This window comes from Cytobacillus sp. IB215316 (genome assembly GCF_033963865.1).
GTDB classification, from domain to species: domain Bacteria; phylum Bacillota; class Bacilli; order Bacillales; family SM2101; genus Nanhaiella; species Nanhaiella sioensis.
In genome coordinates this window covers 67,903-93,099 of the sequence record NZ_JAXBMC010000001.1, presented here as the reverse complement: position 1 = coordinate 93,099, position 25,197 = coordinate 67,903, and the positions used below count along the sequence as shown (strand labels likewise).

The window sequence follows — 25,197 nt, the reverse complement described above, 5'->3', positions numbered from 1 at the left end:
ATTCAGAATACCATTTCTTTTTAGGATGTACTAGTTTCTTGTAACAAGCTAAGCTCTTCTCTTGTAATTAGAACATCACGCGGCTTTGTTCCTTTTGCCTCTGAAATTATTCCTTGTTCCTCCATCATATCGATCAAACGGGCAGCACGATTATAGCCAATTCGAAAGCTCCGTTGTAATGCTGAAGTAGAAGCACCACCATGTTCAACTACATACTCACAAGCTGGTAAAAATAAATCATCACTGTTGTCGTTAACAACACTTGTTTTTAACAGCTCTTCTTCTTCAAAAATGTAAGAAGGTTTCATTTGATTTTTCACATGGCCAACTATTTGCTCAATTTCATCATCAGATACAAAATTTCCTTGAACACGTAATGTCTTTGATGAACCGTTTTCTAAAAATAACATATCACCTTTACCTAATAGCTTTTCCGCTCCACTCGTGTCAATAATTGTTCGAGAATCAACTTGAGACGATACAGAAAACGCGATTCTAGTAGGTATGTTTGCTTTAATTAAGCCAGTAATTACATCAACTGAAGGACGTTGAGTTGCGACTATTAAATGAATCCCACATGCTCTTGCTTTTTGAGCGATACGACAAATCGCTTCTTCAACATCACCTGGTGATACCATCATTAAATCAGCTAATTCATCGATAATAATTACTAGATAAGGTAATTCTCCACTTGCTTCTCGTTTATTTTTAACCAATTCGTTATATCTATTAATGTCCCTTACACCGCTATGAGCAAATAATTCATATCGACGCTCCATTTCCTCTACCGCCCACTTTAATGCTGCTGTCGCTGCCTTTACATCGGTAATAACAGGACTAACTAAATGCGGGATATGATTATACGGCGCTAATTCAACCATCTTTGGATCAATTAATAATAATTTTACTTCATGTGGTGCTGCATTATAAAGTAAACTAATTAACATCGCATTGATGCAAACACTTTTTCCTGAGCCAGTTGCTCCAGCAATAAGACCATGAGGCATTTTATTTAAATCAGTAACAATCGGAATTCCAGAAATATCCAACCCGAGTGCAACTGTTAATGCTGAAGATTGCTCTGTAAACTGCTTGCTTTTTATTATTTGGCGTAGATACACCGGTTTACTTTTTATGTTGGGCACTTCTATACCAATAGTATTTTTCCCTGGTATTGGTGCTTCGATACGAATATCCTTCGCAGACAAACTTAATTTGATATCATCTGCTAAATTCGTTATTTTATTTACTTTAACACCCGGCTGCGGGTGAACTTCAAACCTAGTAACCGATGGTCCTTGTGTCACATTTACAACACTAGCTCCTACTTTAAAATTAGCTAACGTATGATCTAATAACTCTCGCTGTTGGTTGAGCCATTCGCTATTTTCCGTTTGTTGTTCAGGTGGATTATGTAATAAAGAGATTTGTGGAAAAAGGTATGACCCATTTTTTTTATCTGTTTTATTGTTATCTGTTCTATTGTTTTCTGTTCTATTGTTTTCTGTTCTATTGTTTTCTGTTCTATTGTTTTCTGTTCTATTGTTTTCTGTTCTATTGTTTTCTGTTCTATTGTTTTCTGTTCTATTGTTTTCTGTTCTATTGTTATCTGTTTTATTGTTATCGCTTTTAAGCTTCTTCTTATCCTGTTTGAGCATGATAACATTAAAGGGGATTCGACTTCTTTTCTTAGGCTGAAAACGACTGCTTGTCTCGTCATTTGAATGATGATTAGTCGTTTGAATATCTTGAACTCCATTATCCACTTGTTCTTCTTGTACATTGTTGTTATCGCTCGAACTCATATCAGTAATTCTAGACTCGGAATCTTGATTTACCTGCTCATCTTTTTCATCACTTGCAATGTCTGCATCTGAGAGCACATTAATCGGTTCAGGTTTTATTTCAAGATTACTTGTAATACTTGTAATCATATCCTCAGAAGATAGCACCTCTTCAACTTTAGTGGCTGGTATTTCAATCTCTACAACTTCTTGGTCCTCCCGAGGAGCATAACCGTAAATTGGTGAAGCCACTTCTGTTGGACGAAAGGGCGTTTTTTTAATTTCTTTTTGGATCGTAACTTTACGAGTCATTTTGCTCGTTTGATGTTTAATATTTGTTTCCTCTTGTACAGGTGTTGGTGATGGAGTTTTTGCAGATGACCTAACTTCCTCATCAGGGATGACTGGAAAACGAAATTTTCCTTTTGGATACTTATATGTCATTTTAGCTTCGATTTTGCTATTGTATCGGATATTTGTTAGTTCTTCATTACTATTATGTTCGTTAGCAATTTCCTCTTCATCAGGCTGGAAAAATTTTTTTATCCAATTCATCATAAATCACTCTTTCATTACTAACTTTCTACTCTCACTTATTATTAGTGTACAACGAAGGAGTAAATAAGAAAAGCCACTAGTTAGACTAGTGACTAAAAATCAGATCTATCTTTGACAAATTTAATGTTGTCGCTTATTTTTCCCTAAAATAAATATCGGTTCTAAATCTCCTTGTTCATATAAAAAAGAAAGTGCAGTGATAGGGACTCTCCCGTTAGAGAAAAAGCTCATTGTCATTTGAGCTAGAACATCATACCCAGTTTCATTTCTAACATCTGCTATTATTAATACATCTTGATGTGGTACTGCAACGACCATCGTTCCTTCTATTTTATCGTCAAATGTTTGTAGAAGCCGCTCGTTTAATATCCTGCTCGCATCATAACCATCATTAGAATTAATAAAATAATAAATATTATTAGCAACTTGATCTTCTTTAACTGGGACGTCTAAGGATCGCACATTAAAACTTGCAATTTCTCTTACTTGATCAATATTCCAATTTTCTTGATCTAACATTTTTTCATCTATTAACCGATATGTCTTTCCTAAATCGAGTGCATAAAAGATTCTTGTTTCCGCAGTATGTTCATCAAATACTAATTTAGAATCTTCATTTGATTTCGTTGGAAAAGATGTTGAGCGAATGACCGGGAAAATATTCTTTTCTTTCCCTTCTAAATGTAGCTGCTCATTCATAACTGTTAGCGATTCCTCGATATAATAAACAACCTCATCGATCGCCTTTTCTTTCTCATTTTCCCATTTTGATATAATTCCAGGTAATGAAAGAGTTAGCCCTTTTTTAGTTTTTACATCTTCTATACGTAGATTATCCTTTTCGCGATCGTAAACTATGTTCCAATTGGGACGGGATAATCTTTCAGTAAGCTTATTTCTCATTTTGTTACTGTCCATCTTCAACTTTATCCCACCTCGCCCTTCTCTCTTATAATCTCATGTGTTCAGGTTATAAAGATTTATTTACAATTCATTAATAAACTGCTCAATCTCTTCTTTTGTTTTTCTATCTTTACTTACAAACCGACCAACTTCTTCACCATTGTGAAATGCAAGAAAGCTAGGAATACCAAATATATTTAATTCCACACATAAATCTACAAACTTATCCCGATCTACATAATAAAATGAGTAAGTATTATATTTTTCCATAATTTCTGGAAGAACAGGTTCGATTACTCTACAATCAGGACACCAGTCTGCTGAAAACATGAGAATCACTTTATCATTTTGAATAACCTCATTGTACTGCTGTACACTTTCTAACTTTTGCATAATAAATTCATGCCCCCTATGTTTCATCATTTCATTTTCTTAATTCGGATCATACCAAACTAATTAATCTCATACAAGTAAACAGTACTTAAGAAAAACAAAGCGGACTTATTTAGCCTAAAAAACGTAGTTTTAAACCAATGAAGCTCTTCTTACCTTGTGCTCGTATGAGATAACATAAAAAGTTTAACTGCTATATGAATATGTGCTTATACCTTAGAAAGAAAAGCAACAATCAATGTGAAAACAGCCATTGGTTATTACCTTGATTTAACGTGGAACTTTTTCTCCCCTTACAATTATGAGCTCACGTAAAACTCATCATCCTGTCCAATTTAATAAGAATAGGAGACTAACAAAAAAAGGAATTCTAATGACAGCTGCCATTTCGAATTCCCCACTTTTCAGAAAAAAACTATTTAACAGATACTGATTTTACAATATTCAACATTTTTTCAGCACTCTCAGAGATAGCATTCGCTTTAGTAACGGTCGTCATTTTAACTCCCCCAATTCCAACAGTTACTTCATACGACTTATCTTCTGTTTGATTCACTACAGTATAGGTAAAATCCTCATCACTTTCTATTGTCTCATCAATTATGTTGTCACCATTAGATTTCTTAATATCCTCATACAATACCTTACTTTTTACATCCTCTTGAGGATTAACAAATAATATATATTGCTGTTTACCTTCGATAAATACAATATTATTTAACGATTCATCATCTTCTATCCTCATATTATCCGGCAAAAAATAGGAAAATTGTTCATTACTCTTATTTGGTTCTGAAGGTTCACTTTGAGACAATGTTGTCATTTGATCTTTTGTTTGTGTAATTTCTTCTTCTATTGAAGCATTGCAACCAAATAGCACAAGAGAAAGGATACTTATGAAAAGTACACTAAATATTTTTTTCATATGATTATTTTCTCCTCCTTTGAAAAACAAGATGATTGGCTATAAATGAATTCTATTGTTCTTCTACATAGGTCATCCTCTATCAGACAAAATACCTAAACCATACCCTATATACTATCATAACTTTCTATTGTTGAGTATGACAAAAGCTTTACTAATTTTGTAATAATCATAGAAAAGTCCTATTGGAGAAAATATCTTTCCTAGCTATTATTACGTATTGTGTCAACCGTTGTTTGATCACACGCTTTTACTAATGTTACGATTAGCTCTTTGGCTGCAGCATAATCATCGACATGAATAATCGAACCGTGAGTATGAATATAGCGTGAACAAATACCAATTACAGCTGAAGGTACACCGTTATTAGACATATGGACTCTCCCTGCATCTGTACCACCTGTAGGCATAACAAAAAATTGATAAGGAATGTTATTTGATTCTGCTGTATCTAAAACAAATTCTCGCATACCACGATGTGTGATCATAGAGCGATCAAATATTCTGAGAAGTGCTCCCTGTCCAAGATGTCCAAAAGCACTTTTATCCCCTGTAGTATCATTGGCAGCACTGGCATCTAAAGCAAAAAAGAGGTCTGGTTTTATCATATTTGCTGCTGTTTGTGCACCTCTTAATCCTACCTCTTCTTGTACAGTTGCTCCTGAATAAAGAACATTAGGTAATTGTTCACCTTTTAGCTCCTTTAATAATTCAATCGAAAGTCCACATCCATACCGATTATCCCATGCCTTAGCCAGTATCTTTTTACTATTTGCCATAGGTGTGAATGGAGAGAAAGGCACTATCTGTTGACCTGGTCTAATTCCAATTTCCAAAGCATCCTCTCTGTTGTCTGCACCAATATCGATTAGCATATCCTTAATTTTCATTGGTTTGTTTCTTTGTTCCTCTTCCAACAAATGTGGTGAAATTGAGCTAATTACACCAATAACTGGACCATTGTCAGTAATTATCTGTACACGTTGTGCAAGTAACACTTGACTCCACCAACCACCTAGTGTTTGAAAACGAATAAGTCCACTAGAAGTAATTTGGGTTACCATAAAGCCTACTTCGTCCATATGTCCCGCTACCATTATAGTTGGACCATTCTTATCCCCTCTTCTAACACCAAAAATACTACCGAGTCCATCTTGCACAATCTCATCTGAATATTTTTCAATTTCTTGTCGCATAAAATTACGAACTGCATGCTCATTCCCAGGTGCTCCTGGCAATTCCGTTAAAGTTTTAAACAAATCTAGTGTGTCTTTATTCATTTTCATTTTCCTCTCTTTAGTGCTATTTCTTTTGTCGTTGAAGTTCTTAAATTGTATTAAATGTGCTAATGCATAATATCTCACTCTTCATTCGTCAAAAATCAGGGGTTACTAAATCATTAATAGATTTCTTGTCAAACGTACACCAAGTATACTCTCTTCGAATAATTCAGATGAAAACTTTGCAACATTATATTTAGTTTGTACATCGTTCATTGTAGCGAATTTTTTATATTGTTTCCACTTCAACCTTTTTCACTTCAAAATCCTTACAATTAAGCAAACAGTTTTGTATACTTAAATAAATACGGAAGTGCCTTACTCATCCCTAACAAGCGTTGGAACTAATTCACGTAAAGGCGCTTTTTGCCTTCGGGTGAATTAGTGAAACGACTAGAGGGGATTGGCACTGGTGCTGGACAATAATAAAAGTGATAGACCCTTGCTCATCCACAACAAACACTGTATATCCTTCATTTGATTAAAATTACACATATTAGTAGAATTATCTAAAAGAGAGAAATATCGTTTCTGAAAAATAGCGTAATCGTCTAAATATTGCTTAAAAGAAATGACACTACTTTTATTTGCAAAGGAGAGATTTTAGATGGGTTGGAAAAAGTTTATCCTTGGTATTGGTGTTGGACTAGCAGGAGCATATGTTATTCAAAATTCAATGTCAAACACTTTATTATCACCTGAAAAAGCGCTAAAAATAGTGAAAGATACCTTTAAGGAAAATGGTAGTATTAATGGATCTTGGATCAATATGTCCCCAAAGAGTATAAAAAAGGATCATATTAATTACAGAGTATATGAGGGCGGTATTAGTAGAAATGAGGATGGGCAAAGCACACAATATACATTTATTGTTGATGCACAAACAGGTACCATATTAGAAGTAGTTTAACTAACGTACATAGATCAGTTTCACCATTTCCTATACTATAGTGAATAGAAATGGTGAAACTCGCTATTTTAGATAGCAGTGCTCGCATAAGCTTGTTATTTTCATTTACTGTAAGTACATATAACCTGCTGTTGTAATTTTGTAAATAAGGGACATGTAGTTTCCGTTAAGATCCTATTAAAAAGTTCAATTAACTCAAAGGTGATTGGGAATATGTGACCTTACTCATTTCTCTCTTTTAATTGTAGAAATAACCTCTCCCACTTCATCCCATTTTATCGCTCGATATAATGCATCATGGTAAAAGCTATACCATGCTCCCATTTTCATTCCATGCTGCATCCATTCCTGCTTTTGCTCAATAGAATTCATTGGATAGTCATCGTATGCCATTACCCATAATGGGTTTTGGTGTGCATGTGTTGGCATTAAGTCTGCCATATGTATTAACATTTCGTCTCCCTCTTCGATGACAATAATTGAATGGCCATCACTATGACCACCAGTATGAATCATCTTCAAACCTTTGACGAGTTCAATTTCATCAGTAAATGTTCTAATCTGTGTTTCAATGGGTACCCAATTGTTTTCCCAATATGTGTTTTTTGAACGTATATTGGGATGCTTCATTTCATGCCATTCAACCTCAGATGTAATTATTTGTGCTTTTGGAAATGTAGGCATAAGCTTATCGTTTTCCCACTTTGTTAATCCACAGGCATGATCAAAATGCATATGTGTCATTAATACAAAATCAATGTCGGCTGTTGTTAAATTTAGCTTTGCTAAGGATTGATCTATTGACGACTCTTCAATTACTCCAAAATTACGTAATTGTTTACTCGTTAATTTATTGTTCCCGATCCCAGACTCTATTAAGTAGTTTTTATGTTCATATTGTATTAAAATCGGATCAGTCCTTAGTTCAATTTGATTGAAGTCATTTACGGCGTATTTCTTTGACCAAAGAGGCCTTGGTACTACACCAAACATAGCTCCACCATCCAGATGAGTTACCCCACCATTTAACCATGTTAATGTAAAATTTCCAAGACGTAATTGCTCCATATTATCCCACCTCTCCTATTTAATACATTTTAACACTTAGAGCAAAAATAGACACATATGAGTTCTCATATGTGTCTATCTCTCTTATTTCATAAATATTTCACTTCACACCGGTAAATCCTTTGTCCTTTAGCTGAAAACTTTTGTTCATATTCAGTCATAATATTGCCTTCAAAATCACTTTTATGAAGGTCCAAACTAACATAAGTTAACTGCAAGCCATATTTTGAAAAGCTCATTAATGAGTACTCGAATAATGACTGATTATCTGTTTTAAAATGAATTTCTCCACCGTCAACTAATAAATTCTCATATAATTGCAGAAATGACTGGTATGTTAACCTACGTTTCTCATGTCGATTTTTTGGCCATGGATCAGAGAAATTCAAATAAACTCTTTCAATATCACCCTTAGCAAAAAGCTCTGCTAAATCAACTGCATTTGCATTAATTATTTTAACATTAGGAAGATCAGCCTCAATTAGCTTATCAAGTGCTGACACGATTACACTTTCATAGACCTCAATCCCGATATAATTTATATGTGGATGTTCCTTCGCCATTTCTGTAATAAAATTTCCTTTTCCTGTTCCTACTTCAATATGAATTGGATTCTTATTTCCAAAAACCTCATGCCATTTCCCTCGATTATTCTCAGGGTGTTGTATTGCAAATTGAGGATATTGAAGTAGGTGTTCTTTTGCCCAAGGTTTATTACGTAAACGCATGATAATTCCCTCCATATTGAATAAAAACTGTCTTATTACATACTTTAAGAAAAGCGTGGTTTTAATCATTCATTGTCATTAGCTTTATCCTACTATTGAAGGTTTATATCCCTCTCAGATAATGAAGATCTTGCATATATCATTAACACTAACAATAAATCATTTTCAAAATCACATAAAGGATGTGTCATAATGCCTCTAGACCAAAATCATCAAATAAATTTATTAAAAGATATATTAGAAAACCATCTATCCGATTGCTGTGGAACAGTTTCAGAATGTGAACAAGTAGAACGTCTTGTTAAATCGTTAATGAATAACACGAACAGTCAATTAAAATTGAATGACACATTCGAGAACATATATAGTTACAGTCAAAGCGGAAAGAACAGCCATAATTTAGAAAATCATATTTCTACACATCGAGAAGAGTTGTCTCAATGGGTTGATGATATTACACAATTAACATAAACCATTGCTCTTATTGCATTGATTGTTCCTTTTCGTACAAATGAATAGACACGTACAACCCTGCGTTCATTACATCTTGTCTTGTTAAAAAGATGAGAACTGATTAAAGTCATTTGTTACTATTCTAATTTAATTGGCTGTTTTCACATTAGTTGTAGCTTTTTGCCCTTAGATATAAGCAAGTATACATCTAGCGTTGGTGGCATTTTTATCAACCTCTTTAAACTGTCTATTATTAGTAACAACAGCTACAAAGTTTATGACAAAACCTTTGTTATATCACATAATATGAGGCAATCGGAAATTAATCCGATTGCCTTTATTTATCAATATTTAAAAGTTCATTTAAATAGCTTAACCAGTTTTGAAATTCTTTTTCTTTATTCTTCGTTTTATACCAATGTATAGACATTAATGTTTGAGCGATAACGTACCACTTCATTCGTGCATGTAAATTTGAAGTCAGTTCTATTCCGTAACGCTCAAGCCATGAACTCCATTCATGCTTTGGAATATAACGGTACAATAGCATACCTATATCAATAGCAGGATCAGCTATCATCGCTCCATCCCAATCAATTAAATAAAGTTCATTTGTTTCAGATAATAACCAATTATTATGATTAATATCACAATGACAAACAACTTTATTATTGTATTCTATAGCTGGAAGCTCTTCTTGTAAAAATGTTATCGCAGACTTGATGTCCGGAATTGCTGTTTCTTCAATAGGAAAATAAATTAACAGTTCATTTATAATCATCTCTGGTAACAGTGGTTTTTTCTCTAACCGTGTAAGCATCCGTAATAATTCTGTCGAGTTATGAATTTTCTTTAATAAATCCACAACTCTAATATCAATCATATCCGCATGCTTTAACTCGCGACCATTCAACCATTGTTGAGCTGTAATTACATCACCATTTGCCATACGTTTTGTCCATACCAACTTAGGTACGATTCCTTCAGCTGATAACACAGCTAGAAATGGTGAAGAATTACGTTTTAAAAATAATTTTCGTTCATTGAATCGAGCAAAGTACGCTTCTCCAGTTGCTCCACCAGCAGGATATATCTCCCACTCATTACCTAATATATGCTCCAACTATTTCACCCTCAATGTCAACACACATGTCGTCTTGTATAAGAAAAGTCACCTCTTGGGGATAGGCGCTATATCTATTCTTAGATGAACTACGAAAAATAGCTCAGATAAAGTTATACTTATTTTTCATTAGAATAAAAAAGACGGCTATATGAGTATTTAATAATAGCCATCCTTTAAATTTTATATCTCTTTTACTTTTTTAGTCAAGTAAAAATAACAAGTTCTAATTACGAATTAATACCAATGTACTAATTGATGGTACAATTATTTGATTTCCTGTCATTTTTACTAGCGGTGTAATACCTGTTTTATCCCCATGACAAATAGCTTCCCAAACCTCTCCACTATCAATTTTAACCAATTGTTCATCTTTACTATTATTGTGTATAACAGTTATATATGCCCACTGACCATAGTTACCAACATCAAGCAATTGGTAAGCAATTACTTGATCATTATCTGAAATAAACTTTAAATGTTTTCTAATGAGGCTGGAGTCAGGAAATCGAAAGGCGCGATGCTTTTTTCTGAGTAACAGCAATCCTTTCGTATAATGCACACTAGATTCATATATGCCTTTTCTATCCCAGTCCAGCCAATTGATTTCATCAGGTGATTTATAACTATTTTCAACACCCAATTTAGTACGAAAAAATTCTTGGCCACTATGAACAAATGGAATACCTTGCGATAGGAGTACGATTGCTGTAGCTAAGCGCTGTCTTTTCATTCGAGTTTCTTCATTTTCATCTGGGTTGCTTTTAATCATCTTATCCCACATCGTATGATTATCGTGTGATTCTACATAATTAATTGATTGTACAGGATCATCAAACATACCTATCTTAGCTTGATCATAGCTTATACTTCCCGTAATAACTTCCTTAACCTTATCGAGTTGAAAGCTATTACCTAAAGAAAATCCTTTATCCTCAAGTTTAAAAGTACTACCTTTTATACGGTCTCTAAATTGGTCATTGAAATGTCCAATTCTAGGGAGTTTTTTTGCATTTTGTATTGTAGCTTTCATTTCAGTTGGCAGTGATGTTGGTAAATCCCATCCTTCTCCAAATAAAATGATACTTGAATCAATCTTATCTACAGCTGTTCTAATTCTATTCATCGTATCAACATCTAAAATACCCATTAAATCAAAACGAAAGCCATCAACATGATACTCATTAAGCCAAAAGAGAACAGAGTCAATAATGAACTTTCTCACCATTCGTCGTTCTGAAGCAATATCATTGCCAACACCCGTTCCATCTGATGGAAGCCCATTCTCATCGTGTCGAAAAAAATACCCTGGCACAATTTTTTCGAACGATGATTGTTCTCGAATATATACGTGGTTATATACGACATCCAACACGACTCTTAAGCCATTTTTATGAAAAGTAGTAATAACTTTTTTTAACTCATTAATACGATTATAAGGGTTTTGAGGATTACTAGAATAACTACCCTCTGGAGCATTATAGTGCAGTGGATTGTATCCCCAATTATATGTTTTTTCTGGAGTAAGATCATCCACACCAGCAAAATCATTACAAGGCATAAGTTCTACATGTGTAACACCTAAATCTACCAAGTAAGAAAGTCCTGTATATGAACCACTACTTTCAGAAGTTTGCGATTCAATTAGTCCTTTATACTTACCTTTCTCGTTAATACCGCTATTAGGATGTTTTGAAAAATCCCGTGTATGGACTTCGTAAATAACCGCATCTGTTGCATGCTCTAAAGGTGGCAATTTATAATCTTGCATAGCTGTTTTATTTAAATCGACAATGACACCATACTCACTATTTACAGATAAAGCTACAGCATACGGATCGATGGCTTCCTTCCAAATAAGATTTACACAAACAAGGTATGAGTAATATACACCTTCTAGGTCTTCATGTACTAGTAAATCCCATACTCCATGATTTCCACGATTCATCTCGTAATATTTCTTCTCGTGATCGATGGGATTCGTTATTTTTAATTTCACCTTCGTTGCACTTGGAGCCCATAATTTAAATAGTGAGTATTCTTTAGAAAATGTAACTCCTAAATCATTCCCATCATAAGCATATAGCTCATCAAATTTAGCTGTTCTAATAACAGCCCCAACCTGTAAATCAGTACTACAGCCTTCATCATCATAAACAGCATATGCTTTACCTACTTCTATATGGCAAGCGGCTTTACATTCATACTTTATATACAAACGATCATCAAATGTAGAACAAATTTGTAATGGTTCGTTAACATCCTCGTCACCTTGGAGTGTAAAAGAGTTAGACAACCCTTGTCTATATATTTTTGGCATAATAATCGTGATCAAATTCATTTCATCTAAAAATGCCTCATAGGTACGTCTAATCTGTAACAAATTCATTCACTCCTAATTGTTTCTCCATGTGATTTTCCTACAGAGTGAGTCGTAAAAAAGGAGACTGCTTTGTTCTGTATTTTTACATTTACTGGTGACATGCCTACTATCTCACCGTCAGCATGTACTAAAAGTGAGTCTCTACTTGAAATATCAATACACTCACCTGATTTCATATTTACACCTTTAAACTTTGTGTGCAGACCAAAAAACACACTCATAAATACCGCTAATAATTTTATACGTGATACATTATGAACAATTGTTACATCTAATATTCCATCATCTGGTTGTGCAAGTGGAGCTATTTTCATCCCTCCACCATAATATGCTTGATTGGAAACAGTAATAAACCATACATTTTGAAAACGATGAATATTTCCATCTATCGTTATAGTTACATCTGTTCTTTTATAAGTAAATAAAGATTGTATTAAAATAATGACGTAAATAAGTGATCCTAAGCCAATTTTATTTAAGCGTTTTTTTAGATATGATTGATTCGCTTTACTAGAAATTTCAGCATCAAAGCCAACCCCCAAATTATTAACAAAGTACCTTACTTTCTTAAGAGGGTTACTTATAGTATATTGCCCTAAATCAAATAAAGAATGACTTGGCTCCTTATCATCTATTATATGTTTTAGAGCCTCTATTGGTGCTTGAGGAACAGAATAGCCTCTTGCAAAATCATTTCCTGAGCCTGCTGAAATAAAGCCTACATTTATATTAGAAGTACCTGCTAAGCCGTTAATTACTTCATGCATTGTCCCATCACCACCAACAACAACAATGCCAGCAACCTTCCACGGATGTCTCTTAACAATTCCTTTCGCTAGATGCTCTGCGTGTCCAGGTGACTTTGTCAAAAAAGATCGATATTCAATATTCTGTTTACCAAGCTCCTGTTTGACCTCGTTCCAAATTGTTTTTGCTTTGCCATTTCCAGCAGCAATATTTACAATAAAAAAAAGAATTTTCATAGTATCTACCTTCTATGTTAATTTCATAAGATCTGTATGATCATCTTCCCATTCATAGCGTTTGATAGATGATGTTTGACAATATGATAATAATGACTTTGCCGCCTTTAATTGGACATGTTTTAGTGGCGAAACCATCTGTCGCTGCTGATTAAACCAATCGTTATAATTTCTTTTCTCAATAATATCAAGATCGATTGGTTTATCAAGATAATCAACATATCCAGAACGATTCAATATTATCTTTTTCACCGGCATCTCAATTTCTTCAGTGTCATATATGTTTCGAACAATCTTTTCCATTCTATTTAAAGATATCGTAGGTGATAACACTTTATTTTCTTTGCCAGCATGTTTTTTTAACCAAAATCGTTTGTTCGAGCCAATGAATACACTGTCTTCCTCATCTTCTAGTATTGCAATACAATACGTATGAATAGGTGTAATAACAACAATATCAAATTCAACAGGTGCTTGCTTTACTAAAAAAATGGGCTTATACAAAACTAAGAATGTATCGGGAAATCTTTGAAGAAAAAATTTAATTTCTTGATTGTAATAATAATCTCGATCAATTAACGACTTTTCACGTATCGTTGAACTAGCCCACTTCATTTGAATATGAAACAAACGATCTAAAAATAGTTGCATTAGCTCTTCCATTGTTTCAGGGTTATTTTCTTTATGATTCAATTGCCATTCAACCTTATTATCATTATTCTCCGCATCATTTACCAAGTGATTATTTATTTGAGAATCCTTTTGCTTACGTTGAAACATAGATTTTAACTTTAATAGAATATTGTCATCTTTATTATCTAGTAAAGAATCCCAGTCCCTATCATGAGCAAAATCTTCCTTTGTCGCTAAATCTCCATTTTCCCAAGCTAATCGAATTCTATTCCATTGTTGCTTCTTCATTCTAATATATTGACTTGGATAACGATAAGTATCTATTTCGTAACGTGAAACATAATTTTGAAGTTTTATAAGTTGTCCCATCAACTTCACCAACTTTCAACTTGAAGTTTTCATCATTTTACATCTCTCACACATGTTCATGCGAAGTTTAACGACCGTATTAACTATTATATTACTGGTAACTTATTGTAAGTATCATTACTCGGATTTTTACTAAGGCTCTTTTCGTAACTTTGTTGCTTTTCACACTTATATTTAAGTCACTGAAGTGTTATAGAGTATCTATAGTCATTAGAGAAGAAAAGATTCCTCGAACTTTAGTTACATACTTGTTTAGCTTTATACGAAAAGAACTCATGCTAATACAGCCTTACATAATCATTTTCCAAGGCTCTTTTCGTAACTTAGTTGCTATGTTAATTAATATTTATTGACGATTATTTTCAAGAGAAAAAAACTTAATCGGTTTATATTTTGGTATGCTTTCTATATCGGTCTGATAGAGTGAAAGTTGATTGACTTTAAATACCTTATGATTAGTTAAAAGCCACGACGCGTTGTTTAGTGCTTTTATATTAAATATTTTTTCACCCTTCCATTTCCTCCCTATAGTAATATGAGGGGAATACGGTCGAGTATCTAATAAGAAACCTAGTTCAATACATGCTTTGTAGATATCCTTCTGCAGCAAAAAAAGAGTTTCATTGTTATGTATTCCATACCATAAAATGCGTGGATGTTCATCTTGTCCAAAAGTACCGAAAGACGTAAGCTCAAGCTGAAAGCGATTGTATTGTTCAGCGATTGTTGAAACTTTTTCTATCAATGCTAATAATTGCTGTGGATCTTCTATACTTCCTAAAAACGCTAATGTAATATGATAATCTTGTTCATAAACCCACGTCTTAAAAGGAAAATGAGATTTAATTTTTTCATTATTTAAATATAATTCTCTTTTCGTTTCATCTGGTAAGCCAATTGCCAAAAAATAATGTGGTTTTCTACCCATTATTCTCACCTATCTAATTTAATTTGTCTTAGCTCTTTAGAACATAATTCACACTAATTTTCGTACCGTACAATGACTGAAAGCACATATAACTAAACATGGAAGCGTCTTCTTTACTTAAATAATAATGACAAATCCAGAAATCTTCTTCAAGCTGGCTTAGTAATTTTTAAAAATTGATGTTCGTGCTAAGATAATGAGCTTACTGTTCTTCTTTTATTATCAATAATTATAACAAAAAGTAATGTAATTAATCCTACAACAGTAAGAAGACTAAAAAATAAATAGACATTATTTATTGAAAAACGCTCTAAAATGACACCTCCAAAAAAATTACAAAACCATGACCCTAAGCCAATCCCCGCAGCTGAATAAAGAGAAATAGCTGTTGCGCGCACTTTACTAGGGGCAATATCTCTAACATACTGCAGAGCAGCAGGAATAAAAAAGCCTACAGAAATTCCTTGTGCAATTGTTGTAGCATAGATAACGGTTAGAGAAGGTTCAAAAAAATAAAATAACCATCTTGCACCAGAAACAAAAGAAGCGAATAAAAGTACTTGTAATATTCCAATACGCTTAATCCACCGACCTGCAAATAGCATAAATGGAGCCTCACTACCAGCAGCTAAAAGAAAGGCCATTCCTACCTGTCCAGTTGAACCACCCATTTCAGTTATTAAAATACCGAAGTAAGTGTTATTTGCGTGAATAGGACCAAAAATAAGGAAAGTGGTTAATAAAAACAAAACAAATCTTCGCAATCGAATGAGTTGAGAGAGACCTGCTCTAAGATTTACTTTCATAGATTGGCTTTCATTTGGTAACTTTATTGCAAAAAGGGCTGAAATAAATAAAATAATTGCAAAAGCAAAAAAAATGACACCTAAACCATAAAAATCAGCTAATTTACCAACGATAAACACAGAGAATGCAAAACCAATTGCCCCCCATAAACGAATAGACCCATAATTTTTACGATGTCTTTCAGTATATGTCAGCGTCATACTATCTGAAATTGGAACGATAGCACTTTGCATGACTGCTAATAATGCAGCAATTATAATAAACATCATGTACGATGAAGCGTATGAATATACAATACCAACTACGCCTGTCAATACAATTGCTAACGTTAACAATTGTCTAGGCTTTTGTGTATAATCACTTAACATTCCCCACATAGGTTGAATGACAATCATTACAACAGGACTAATAGACATAATGATACCAATTTGTGTACCCGTTAATCCTATATCATCTTTTAAATAAACACCTAGAAGTGGGTATAAAGATCCTATTCCAAAGAAAACGAAAAAATAAAATAAGACGAAGTACAATTGAACATTGATGTTTCGTTTCATAAGTAATTCCATAAAAAGCACCATCCAACTAGATTATTCCATTCTTTCTTAAATAACGACAAAACAATTAGTGTGCAATTTCACTAATCTTATTATTATGTCTATATACAGTATTAGTCCGCAAGACATCTTCAATTTAATGTCTTACGGACAATTTTAAATTATTGAGCTAATTCGTAAATAGCTTGTGCATAAATTGCTGTTGCTTTTAATAGATCATCAATAATGATATACTCATCCTTTTGATGTGCTGTTTCTTCTCGCCCTGGAAATAATGGACCAAAAGCTACTCCTGCTTCTAATGAACGAGCATACGTCCCCCCACCAATTGATAATAAAGTAGCATCTTCACCTGTTTGTTCTTGGTAAACTCTTTGTAATGTCTTAATTAATTCATGGTCTTTATCCACATGGTTTGGCTCCATATGTGAGACAATTTGTACTGTCATATCATACTTCTCACATGCTGCCTCTATTGATGATTTAGTTTTTTCGAAATCGTTTGTTACTGGGTAACGGACATTTATCCCAATTTTGCTTTCACGGTTACGATGATAAGATAGGATCCCAGCATTGATTGTAAGCTCTCCCGTTATGTCATCTTCAAATTCTACGTTAAGCGCTTTTCCTTTAGTATCTTCTTCAAAATAATCAGTAACAAATGTAACAAACGTTTGAGCTTCCTCATCTAGCTGTATTTTTTTCAAAAAGCTTAATAAATGTATACCAGCATTAATACCGAGATGAGGTAGTGATCCATGTGCAGATTTTCCTTCAAGCTGTAATATAATATCGGTGTCTTCAACATAGCCCTTCCCTTGAAGCTTATGCTCAGATTTAAAGGAATCAAAATGTAGCAGTATTTGCTCAGCATCTCCTTTGATTGTTAGCTTTGCTTCAGCGAACTCTGGAACCATGTTAAAGCGGCTACCTGATTGAAAGCTTTCTAATACGATATCGCTTTGTGATGATATATGATTTTGATTTTTTTTCTTAATGAGATGAATATCAGCTATTCCTTTTTCAGCATATATAATCGGGAAGTCAGCATCTGGAGCAAATCCCATCGTCGGCATTTCTTCATGCTTAAAGTAGTGCTCTACACAGCGCCAGTTACTTTCCTCATCTGTACCGATAATCATACGGACACGGCGTGATAATGGTAAGCTAAGTTCTTTAACGATTTTCATAGCATAATATGCAGCAATCGTTGGGCCTTTGTCATCTATCGCACCACGTGCATAGATTTTTCCGTCTCTAATTTCTGCACCAAATGGGTCACTTGACCAGCCGCTACCTTCAGGCACAACATCGACATGACATAGAACACCAACGCTTTCTTCTCCCTCTCCAAATTCTATATGACCAGCATAGTTGTCAACATTCTTTGATTGAAACCCATCTTCACTACCTTTGTTAAGTAAATAATGCAAAGCTTGAGCAACGCCTTCCCCGAAAGGGAATTCCTTTGATGTATTCTCTTCGTCTAAAATACTTTTAATTTTTAATAACTCCTGTGTAGTCTGAATGATGCTATCTTTTTGCTTGTTAACCTCAGCTAACCAATTTATTTGCTCAACCATCATCTTCACCTCTTCTATAATTTTTGCTCCTGCTAACTTATCTTTTGGTATGTATTTTTATCACAAATGACATATAAGTATGTATTCTTCGGAATAGGTTTATCTAACATGCGATTTATATTTAGTTTATCCTTATCTGCGATTAAAGTCGCACCTGCTTCTAACAACTGTTCGAAAGCATCACGATACGTTTTCCACTCAGATTTCGCCTTAATTTGATATAGATCGTCACCAACATTTCTGCTTATTAATTGAGTATATACAGCAGATATTCCTTTTGTAAATGCAGAACGGACAGCCATACGCGAGACAGTTTCATGGGTTAAGACAAATTCATCTACCTTTACATGGACAAAATTTTGAATATGTTCCTCCGATAAAATTTCCACAGTCGTATGTATATTCGGAACAAGACGTTCAATTGCAGTAGCAATAAGCAATGATTTTCCATCAATTAATTGAACATCGTGAATTGAGTCATCTGCAAAGATGATAGCTGCTTTACATTTTGAAATATTTGCTTTCGACAGCGTTTCATTATCAGCAGCATAGCCTTGCACATAGTGAACCCTATCATTTATGATCGGTGACTTTTCCAGTGTATCAATGATGACTAACTCGATTTTACTTTCTGATTGTAGTATTTCTTCGATGGCAAAATTTGCTTTTCTTGACCACCCAATAATAACTAGATGATTTTCGCCTTTATAATGCACTCTTCCTTCCTCCCTCTTCCTTCTGAATGTAGCAAAGAAGTCAACAATCTTACCAATAATGACACCAATTAAACCAATTCCAACTAAATAGAGAAATATAGCATATAATCTTCCTAGCGTAGTGACAGGATAGAGATCACCGTATCCTACAGTTGTGACAGTTGTCATCACCCACCATACACCTTCAAAAGGTGTAGTAAATGTTTCTGGCTCTAGATACATCATAATAAGTGAACTACATGCTATTAGTGCAATTGTGGAAGTGAATAAAATCCAATTATTAAACCTTACTAATTTGACAATAATTTTTTTAATAATAATCACAATTCCCCCCCTCTCCCAGAGTCATAGGATAATGATTTAATATTTTTCACTTTTTGATCTTCTTTTAGCTTATCAAACTATAATTGTGGATTAAAGATTGATTTATTAAAGCAATGGTTAAAGACTAATCATTGTGGCCCCTAATAATAGTGTGATAATAAACAGCATGGACGGCACCCAAAATATATTAACTGCCTTTGTTCTTGCTAGAGCTAGCTCCTTCTGATCTTGATTAACATGCATAATAAAGTGCTTATTTTGGATGTGATCCCACATCGATGATAGCCATATTTTTATGACGATAATGATTCCAATACATAGTAACCATTTCAACCAAATAGCAGGAACGATGATTACCGTAGGTACTGAAATACCAATTAGCCTTAAAAGCGAAAATATGTACTGCTTATTTCTCAACAGAATTTTTATAAAAACTTCAACGAGCGTATTCTGTTTAGTCCAATATGAAAAAATTCGCTGTGATTTGCTAAACAACAATGGTCGTTTTCTTTTTATTTTCGCAGGTTGGTCAATTTTTGATATTTGTAATATAGTACTCGCATATTTTAACTTTTCCTCTTTTTCTGTAATAACATCTTCAAAAAAAGTACCAGTTTGACGGATCATTCGTCTTACTATAAATAAATATGTTAGCAAAAATACAAACGTCATCGTAATGATGAACTGAGGATTGTATAACATATTTGTAAAACATATGATACTCCCTAATATTAAGAACAATATTAATAAAATACCCTTTTTAAGCCAGCTACGTTTAATAACAGATAGCCATTTTTTTAGCATTAAGATTAGAAGTTTCAGACTTAAAAAAAATATAAATGCAATCATTACTGTTTGCACGTTCAAATTGTAATGAATAAACAAAAAGGGTGCAAATATTATCATTATGATACTCATTTTAATGCTATTACTAATGACATTATAACTCACGGCTATTTTTTTCAAATTCCTAACGATTTGCTTCTTTTGAATTAAATAAAGCTGATCAGCTTCCTCAATAAAAAATCTACATGCACCTAGCCAACAATATAGATATACTACTAAAAATAAATATAACTCTGGTACAGGAACGATCCAACTTGGAATTGTAATCCACCATAAACCATATATGTAACTACATGCTAATAATGTAGGTATGATTATATAAACAATAATCGTCCAGTCTGCAATCGAACGAAAAATCCCCCATTGAAACTTCCATTCCCGTTTCAACCTTTCAAAAAACAAGCTACTTCCTATCATTATCATCCACCTCTGTTAGATGATAAAAGCAATCAAATAAAGAACCATCTATTAACCCACTTTTATTCCTAATGTCTTGCATCGTTCCATTTGCGAGCAACTCCCCATTAGAAACAAGTAAAAATCGTTCACAAATTTTTTCAGCTGTATCTAATACATGTGTTGACATAAGAATACTAGCTCCTTGCTCTCTCTCTTTATCAAGTAAAAATAACAAGTCTTTTACGGCTCGTGGATCCAAACCTATAAAAGGTTCATCTATAATGAAAATGTCTGGCTTAATTAAAAACGCTATTATAATCATTACTTTTTGCTGCATGCCTTTAGAAAAGGTGCTAGGCAATTGATGAATGACATGATTAAGCTTAAACACTTCTAATAGATGTTCTGCTCGATTCTTAAATGTTCGATCATCAATATTCATAGTCGAAGCAGCTAAGTCTAAATGCTCCCATAAGGTAAGTTCATCGTAAAAGATTGGCTGTTCAGGTATATATGCGTAAGTCGTTTCATTACTAAAATTAATATCCCCTTCTAAATAATTAAGTACTCCTAATATCGCTTTAATCGTCGTACTTTTACCAGCACCGTTTGGGCCAATTAATCCAACTAATTCACCTTTTTGCAAGCTAAAATGGATGTCTGAAATGATTAGGTCTTGTGCATCGTAGCCTGCTTTATTAATATTCACATCGAGTAATTGCATGTATATCTCCCCCTAATTCTTATACGGTTAAACATAAAAAAGGTTTCCTCAATTAGAGGGCTAGGGTGATTCTCATCAATCCCTTACAGAAGCTCTTTTTGAAAACTAGTTGCTATTGAAATTAATTTAACACAGCAATAAATAATTTGATGCCAAAATTAAATAAGTCAATACGTATTTATTTCTTAGTACGTAAAGTAACAATCATTGCGAAAACAGCCTTTAAAAATGAATCATTTTAATTTACTAGGAACTGTTTGCGTCTTATTAAAAACCACAAAAATGTATAATTATTTTGTAAATTATAAATTTTTATGGTTTTTTTCTCTTTTTTTTGTGTAAAATAAATATATACGTATGACAGTAAAACATGAATACAGCTAGATGAGTACGTTGTACTATGCGAAACCATACTATAAGGAGTGGTTTTTTGAAACCTACAACAGATCGTATGCTAACTCGTATTAAATCAGTTTACATGTTTATTAATGAAAAAGGAACTGTCACAACAAAGGAGCTAGTAGAAGAATTCGGTACAACTCAAAGAACAATTCAACGAGACCTTCACGTACTAGCATTCAACAATTTAGTACGCAGTCCTAGTCGAGGTAAATGGACAACAACAAAAAAGAGAGTTAAAATTTCTTAGCCAACTAATTTAAAATATAGGAAATGGTATACACGTACAATGTAATGAAGTTCCAGTTACATCTAATTCTAATAATCTCAAATATAAATAGTTTTTTTCTATAAACTAACCAAATGAGATTTTATTAGTTAAAGGTGCCTGAACTCTTATCGTATACGTGTTTATTACTTTGTACAAATAAATAACAATCAATCTTAAAACAACTAATATTAATTATAAAAGCTGTTACATACGGACCTAAAACAGGTCCTTTTTTCTTTGTAATTCAACTATAAAATGAGGAAAAGAATATAAGGATTTATTTTCTCCCCACACACCGTTCGCTTCCTCCTCCAACCTCCCTAGTTGAGTTAACGATTTGTTTTTTTCTTAGGAGCCACCTATTGCTTCAACTGGTGACTTCTTGCGGCTAATATTTTTGGACTGTACTAATGTGCGACTGAATGATCTCACATAGTAAGATAACTATCTTTCCTCTTTTAGTAACCTGATTACTTTATAGAGTTACAAACATCTTTTGATTTGACGTGAAGTCTCATTCCTATTTAAAGCGTTCGTATCAGCTGTCTGTTCGTAAGCCAAGAATTTAATCCACGCCTTTATCCATCTCTCTACTTACATGATGATAAGCACCTTGGACTTGTGTACCCACACAGTGGACTTTCATCACTAATGATTCCTATATTTAACACAATAAAAAGTGCCATTATTAATGGCACTTAACATTATCCTTCACAAACATGACGAACTTATAGCTAATCCGATATTGAAGTGTTTCCCGTTTTTAACAAATCTATTTCTTCATCTGTCAACTCTCGATATTCCCCAAGCTCAAGTGATTCATCTAATTTAAGACTTCCCATCTTAAGACGTTTTAAATATGTTACTTTTTTTCCAACAGCTTCAAACATTCGTTTCACTTGATGAAACTTTCCTTCTGTTATCGTTAATTCTATTTCAGAACGAATACCAGATCTTATAATCGTTAAGTGACCTGGTTTTGTTATATACCCATCATCCAATTGAACACCGTTTTTAAATGCAGTAATATCTTCTTCTGTTACTTCCATATTAATAATTGCATAATACGTCTTCGGTATATGTTTTTTAGGAGATAAGAGCTGATGAGACAGCTTACCATCATTTGTAATGAGTAAAAGTCCCTCCGTATCTTTATCAAGTCTCCCAACTGGAAATGGTTCGTAGATTACATCCTCAAATTCAAGTAAATCAATCACCGTTTCATGTCTTTCATCCTCAGTTGCAGATATAATCCCTTGAGGTTTATTCATCATTAAATAAATGAACTCTTTATATTCAACTATTTCACCAAGTAAAGAAATTTGTTGTTCATTTGGATTAATATGAGTCTTTGCATCTTTTATAGTCACACCGTCTACCTTGACAGCTCCTGACTTTAATAGTTTCTTTACTTCTTTTCTACTACCATAGCCAACGTTTGCCAACAATTTATCAATTCTCATTTTGACAAACTCCCTCCTGAGATTGTTTTTCTGCTCGCTAATTTTTTTATCATTTTATTCTTTACCAACAGCCTGCCTTTTTCGTAAAAATGGTAGTCTATTTCCAAGTAAAAGATATAATAATTTTGTACGATAACTTAAATAAAAATAACTCGCTCCGCCGGTTATAGCACATATGATTACAATTCCAATCGATAAAACTCTGCTACTTTCAGATGATATTCCTAAGCTGGACATGATGAATAGTGTAGTGGCAACTACAATGACCATGATAACCGTAAAAACAGTCATTAACATGGTTCTACGGATTACTAAGTGATAACTATAATTAGCATATTTGCGAATAACCCAAAAGTTAAATAGCACACTAACTGCATAGCCTAGCCCTGTACCAATAACAGCTCCGATTTCTCCAAGCTGGATAATAAGAATATAGTTTAAGCATAGTTTAACAAAAAGTCCGATTCCTAAACTAATCACCGTAAATTTCTGTTGATTGATTCCTTGCAAAATAGCCGCTGTCACAGAAAATAGAGCAAATAAAATGGCAACAGGTGCATACCAGCGTAATATCTTCCCACCAATTTCTACATCTTCAAGTCCGAAAAACATGATATATGCTGGATCAGCTAATAGAGATAACCCAATTACAGCTGGGAAAGTTACAAAAAATACAATTTGAAAAGTTTGATTTAAATGTTTTGTTAACAACTGTCCCTTCTGCTCAACAAATGCTTTTGTAATTGTCGGAATTAAAGCTAGCCCAAAGGATACAGCTAAAGATACAGGAATCAATACAAGCTTATGGGTTTGAAACGTTAAAATACCAAAGGCACTTTCAGCAACATCAGCTTTGCCAATTGCCCCCATCGCTCGATTAAAAGTAAACATATCTATAGCTTGAAATAGCGGGTTTGCAATTCCAACAAAAACAAATGGTGCTGCATATAAAAGGAGCTCTTTATACATATCTGTTAAAGACACTTGTACTTGCCCTTTTGCATGCGTTAAAGTTTGATTAAGATGATCTCTTCGTTTATACCAATACCAAATTAATGCCCCCAAACCACCTAGTGCACCAATAAAAGCTCCAAACGTCGCAAAACTTATTGCTACTGTCACACTCCTATCTAATATAACAACCACGATAAATGTACTCATTAGGATAAATAGTATTCTAGCTATTTGCTCAATGACTTGGGAAACAGACGTTGGACCCATCGATTCATGACCTTGGAAAAAACCACGAATTAAACTCATTACAGGAACGATTAATAGTGCAAAACTTACAGATCTAATGACCAGAGCCACGTCTTCTTCTGAAAATGTGTTCTCACCCTCTGAGATGACAAAAGGAGTAATCAGAGGAGTAATACTATATAATAACAAAAATGATAGGATACCAGTAATAAGCATAACGACCTTGCCTGATTCGAACAGTCTTCTGCTTACTCCGTATTCTCCCATAGCATTATACTTGGCTACATATTTTGAGACTGCTAATGGGACACCAGCTGTAGCTATGCTTAAAAAGATTGTATATGGGACATAAGCATATGAAAACAATGTTGTCCCTTCAGACCCAACAATTGCAGTAAAAGGAATGACGTATAATATACCCAACACCTTGGATAGCATTGTACCTAACGTTAAAATAAAAGTACCTCTTAAAAGCTTCGAACTCATA

Annotated in this window: 23 protein-coding genes; 3 read left to right on the top strand and 20 right to left on the bottom strand. The window is 33.6% G+C overall.

The window, feature by feature from the left end; translation table 11 throughout:
* Positions 1 to 20 precede the first annotated feature (20 nt).
* From SLH48_RS00445 to SLH48_RS00420, 6 genes are all read right to left on the bottom strand, one after another.
* Positions 21 to 2,339, bottom strand: a complete 2,319-nt coding sequence (locus SLH48_RS00445; protein WP_320256646.1) for a DNA translocase FtsK — start codon at positions 2,337 to 2,339, stop codon at positions 21 to 23.
* Between the two features lie 123 nt (positions 2,340 to 2,462).
* A complete protein-coding gene (locus SLH48_RS00440) occupies positions 2,463 to 3,260 on the bottom strand; it encodes a DUF1444 domain-containing protein (RefSeq protein ID WP_320257135.1) in 798 nt (265 codons plus the stop codon).
* A gap of 66 nt (positions 3,261 to 3,326) precedes the next feature.
* Entirely contained in the window at positions 3,327 to 3,638 is a 312-nt protein-coding gene (locus SLH48_RS00435) for a thioredoxin family protein (RefSeq protein ID WP_214481667.1), read from the bottom strand.
* A 415-nt stretch (positions 3,639 to 4,053) separates the two neighbouring features.
* On the bottom strand, positions 4,054 to 4,563 hold the full coding sequence (locus tag SLH48_RS00430) for a hypothetical protein (protein WP_320256645.1): 510 nt from the start codon (positions 4,561 to 4,563) through the stop codon (positions 4,054 to 4,056).
* A gap of 203 nt (positions 4,564 to 4,766) precedes the next feature.
* Entirely contained in the window at positions 4,767 to 5,843 is a 1,077-nt protein-coding gene (locus tag SLH48_RS00425; protein WP_320256644.1) for a M42 family metallopeptidase, read from the bottom strand.
* A 111-nt stretch (positions 5,844 to 5,954) separates the two neighbouring features.
* Positions 5,955 to 6,092 (bottom strand): hypothetical protein, encoded by a 138-nt coding sequence (locus SLH48_RS00420; protein WP_320256643.1) that lies wholly within the window; start codon positions 6,090 to 6,092, stop codon positions 5,955 to 5,957.
* Between the two features lie 358 nt (positions 6,093 to 6,450).
* Between SLH48_RS00420 and SLH48_RS00415 the strand changes: the two genes are divergently transcribed.
* Positions 6,451 to 6,753 carry a PepSY domain-containing protein gene (locus SLH48_RS00415; RefSeq protein WP_320256642.1) on the top strand — a complete coding sequence of 101 codons (303 nt, stop codon included), beginning with the start codon at positions 6,451 to 6,453 and terminating at the stop codon, positions 6,751 to 6,753.
* Between the two features lie 225 nt (positions 6,754 to 6,978).
* Here SLH48_RS00415 and SLH48_RS00410 read toward each other — a convergent pair whose 3' ends face one another.
* Positions 6,979 to 7,821 (bottom strand): YtnP family quorum-quenching lactonase, encoded by an 843-nt coding sequence (locus SLH48_RS00410; RefSeq protein WP_320256641.1) that lies wholly within the window; start codon positions 7,819 to 7,821, stop codon positions 6,979 to 6,981.
* Positions 7,822 to 7,910: 89 nt separating this feature from the next.
* Entirely contained in the window at positions 7,911 to 8,549 is a 639-nt protein-coding gene (gene trmB / locus SLH48_RS00405) for a tRNA (guanosine(46)-N7)-methyltransferase TrmB (protein ID WP_320256640.1), read from the bottom strand.
* A gap of 192 nt (positions 8,550 to 8,741) precedes the next feature.
* On the opposite strand from trmB, the gene SLH48_RS00400 reads away from it, so the two are divergent.
* Entirely contained in the window at positions 8,742 to 9,020 is a 279-nt protein-coding gene (locus SLH48_RS00400; RefSeq protein ID WP_214481673.1) for a YtzH-like family protein, read from the top strand.
* A gap of 319 nt (positions 9,021 to 9,339) precedes the next feature.
* On the opposite strand, the gene SLH48_RS00395 is transcribed toward SLH48_RS00400, so the two are convergent.
* From SLH48_RS00395 to SLH48_RS00350, 10 genes are all read right to left on the bottom strand, one after another.
* Positions 9,340 to 10,125: a phosphotransferase family protein gene (locus tag SLH48_RS00395; RefSeq protein WP_214481674.1), complete on the bottom strand. Its 786-nt coding sequence runs from the start codon at positions 10,123 to 10,125 to the stop codon at positions 9,340 to 9,342.
* Between the two features lie 226 nt (positions 10,126 to 10,351).
* Positions 10,352 to 12,508 carry a type I pullulanase gene (gene pulA, locus SLH48_RS00390; protein ID WP_320256639.1) on the bottom strand — a complete coding sequence of 719 codons (2,157 nt, stop codon included), beginning with the start codon at positions 12,506 to 12,508 and terminating at the stop codon, positions 10,352 to 10,354.
* Positions 12,509 to 12,510: 2 nt separating this feature from the next.
* Positions 12,511 to 13,491 carry a diacylglycerol kinase family lipid kinase gene (locus SLH48_RS00385; RefSeq protein WP_320256637.1) on the bottom strand — a complete coding sequence of 327 codons (981 nt, stop codon included), beginning with the start codon at positions 13,489 to 13,491 and terminating at the stop codon, positions 12,511 to 12,513.
* Between the two features lie 12 nt (positions 13,492 to 13,503).
* Positions 13,504 to 14,493: an NERD domain-containing protein gene (locus SLH48_RS00380; RefSeq protein ID WP_320256636.1), complete on the bottom strand. Its 990-nt coding sequence runs from the start codon at positions 14,491 to 14,493 to the stop codon at positions 13,504 to 13,506.
* A 346-nt stretch (positions 14,494 to 14,839) separates the two neighbouring features.
* On the bottom strand, positions 14,840 to 15,421 hold the full coding sequence (thpR, locus tag SLH48_RS00375) for an RNA 2',3'-cyclic phosphodiesterase (RefSeq protein WP_320256635.1): 582 nt from the start codon (positions 15,419 to 15,421) through the stop codon (positions 14,840 to 14,842).
* Positions 15,422 to 15,609: 188 nt separating this feature from the next.
* On the bottom strand, positions 15,610 to 16,797 hold the full coding sequence (locus tag SLH48_RS00370) for an MFS transporter (protein WP_320256634.1): 1,188 nt from the start codon (positions 16,795 to 16,797) through the stop codon (positions 15,610 to 15,612).
* A gap of 149 nt (positions 16,798 to 16,946) precedes the next feature.
* The gene (pepV, locus tag SLH48_RS00365; protein ID WP_320256633.1) at positions 16,947 to 18,371 is read right to left on the bottom strand and encodes a dipeptidase PepV; all 1,425 of its coding nucleotides are present in this window, start codon (positions 18,369 to 18,371) and stop codon (positions 16,947 to 16,949) included.
* 29 nt (positions 18,372 to 18,400) lie between these two features.
* Positions 18,401 to 19,408 carry a potassium channel family protein gene (locus SLH48_RS00360; protein WP_320256632.1) on the bottom strand — a complete coding sequence of 336 codons (1,008 nt, stop codon included), beginning with the start codon at positions 19,406 to 19,408 and terminating at the stop codon, positions 18,401 to 18,403.
* Between the two features lie 117 nt (positions 19,409 to 19,525).
* Complete coding sequence (locus tag SLH48_RS00355; RefSeq protein ID WP_320256631.1) at positions 19,526 to 20,671, bottom strand: ABC transporter permease; 1,146 nt, start codon at positions 20,669 to 20,671, stop codon at positions 19,526 to 19,528.
* The gene (locus tag SLH48_RS00350; protein WP_320256630.1) at positions 20,658 to 21,377 is read right to left on the bottom strand and encodes an ABC transporter ATP-binding protein; all 720 of its coding nucleotides are present in this window, start codon (positions 21,375 to 21,377) and stop codon (positions 20,658 to 20,660) included. Before SLH48_RS00350 ends, SLH48_RS00355 begins: the two co-directional genes overlap by 14 nt.
* A gap of 430 nt (positions 21,378 to 21,807) precedes the next feature.
* On the opposite strand from SLH48_RS00350, the gene SLH48_RS00345 reads away from it, so the two are divergent.
* The gene (locus SLH48_RS00345) at positions 21,808 to 22,026 is read left to right on the top strand and encodes a DeoR family transcriptional regulator (RefSeq protein ID WP_214481683.1); all 219 of its coding nucleotides are present in this window, start codon (positions 21,808 to 21,810) and stop codon (positions 22,024 to 22,026) included.
* 755 nt (positions 22,027 to 22,781) lie between these two features.
* On the opposite strand, the gene SLH48_RS00340 is transcribed toward SLH48_RS00345, so the two are convergent.
* Positions 22,782 to 23,510, bottom strand: coding sequence for a pseudouridine synthase (locus tag SLH48_RS00340; protein ID WP_320256629.1), 729 nt, complete (start codon positions 23,508 to 23,510; stop codon positions 22,782 to 22,784).
* 54 nt (positions 23,511 to 23,564) lie between these two features.
* Entirely contained in the window at positions 23,565 to 25,196 is a 1,632-nt protein-coding gene (locus SLH48_RS00335) for a polysaccharide biosynthesis protein (RefSeq protein ID WP_320256628.1), read from the bottom strand.
* Position 25,197 lies beyond the last annotated feature (1 nt).

Bases quoted from the DNA above. Each gene is read 5' to 3' on its own strand.
- thpR (WP_320256635.1), bottom strand. From the start codon at position 15,421: ATGGGTAGAAAACCACATTATTTTTTGGCAATTGGCTTACCAGATGAA.
- SLH48_RS00445 (WP_320256646.1), bottom strand. From the start codon at position 2,339: ATGAATTGGATAAAAAAATTTTTCCAGCCTGATGAAGAGGAAATTGCT.
- SLH48_RS00350 (WP_320256630.1), bottom strand. From the start codon at position 21,377: ATGCAATTACTCGATGTGAATATTAATAAAGCAGGCTACGATGCACAA.
- SLH48_RS00340 (WP_320256629.1), bottom strand. From the start codon at position 23,510: ATGAGAATTGATAAATTGTTGGCAAACGTTGGCTATGGTAGTAGAAAA.
- SLH48_RS00355 (WP_320256631.1), bottom strand. From the start codon at position 20,671: ATGATAGGAAGTAGCTTGTTTTTTGAAAGGTTGAAACGGGAATGGAAG.
- SLH48_RS00370 (WP_320256634.1), bottom strand. From the start codon at position 16,797: ATGGAATTACTTATGAAACGAAACATCAATGTTCAATTGTACTTCGTC.
- SLH48_RS00385 (WP_320256637.1), bottom strand. From the start codon at position 13,491: ATGAAAATTCTTTTTTTTATTGTAAATATTGCTGCTGGAAATGGCAAA.
- SLH48_RS00435 (WP_214481667.1), bottom strand. From the start codon at position 3,638: ATGCAAAAGTTAGAAAGTGTACAGCAGTACAATGAGGTTATTCAAAAT.
- pepV (WP_320256633.1), bottom strand. From the start codon at position 18,371: ATGATGGTTGAGCAAATAAATTGGTTAGCTGAGGTTAACAAGCAAAAA.
- SLH48_RS00425 (WP_320256644.1), bottom strand. From the start codon at position 5,843: ATGAATAAAGACACACTAGATTTGTTTAAAACTTTAACGGAATTGCCA.
- SLH48_RS00430 (WP_320256645.1), bottom strand. From the start codon at position 4,563: ATGAAAAAAATATTTAGTGTACTTTTCATAAGTATCCTTTCTCTTGTG.
- SLH48_RS00380 (WP_320256636.1), bottom strand. From the start codon at position 14,493: ATGGGACAACTTATAAAACTTCAAAATTATGTTTCACGTTACGAAATA.
- SLH48_RS00410 (WP_320256641.1), bottom strand. From the start codon at position 7,821: ATGGAGCAATTACGTCTTGGAAATTTTACATTAACATGGTTAAATGGT.
- SLH48_RS00335 (WP_320256628.1), bottom strand. From the start codon at position 25,196: ATGAGTTCGAAGCTTTTAAGAGGTACTTTTATTTTAACGTTAGGTACA.
- SLH48_RS00440 (WP_320257135.1), bottom strand. From the start codon at position 3,260: ATGGACAGTAACAAAATGAGAAATAAGCTTACTGAAAGATTATCCCGT.
- trmB (WP_320256640.1), bottom strand. From the start codon at position 8,549: ATGCGTTTACGTAATAAACCTTGGGCAAAAGAACACCTACTTCAATAT.
- SLH48_RS00415 (WP_320256642.1), top strand. From the start codon at position 6,451: ATGGGTTGGAAAAAGTTTATCCTTGGTATTGGTGTTGGACTAGCAGGA.
- SLH48_RS00400 (WP_214481673.1), top strand. From the start codon at position 8,742: ATGCCTCTAGACCAAAATCATCAAATAAATTTATTAAAAGATATATTA.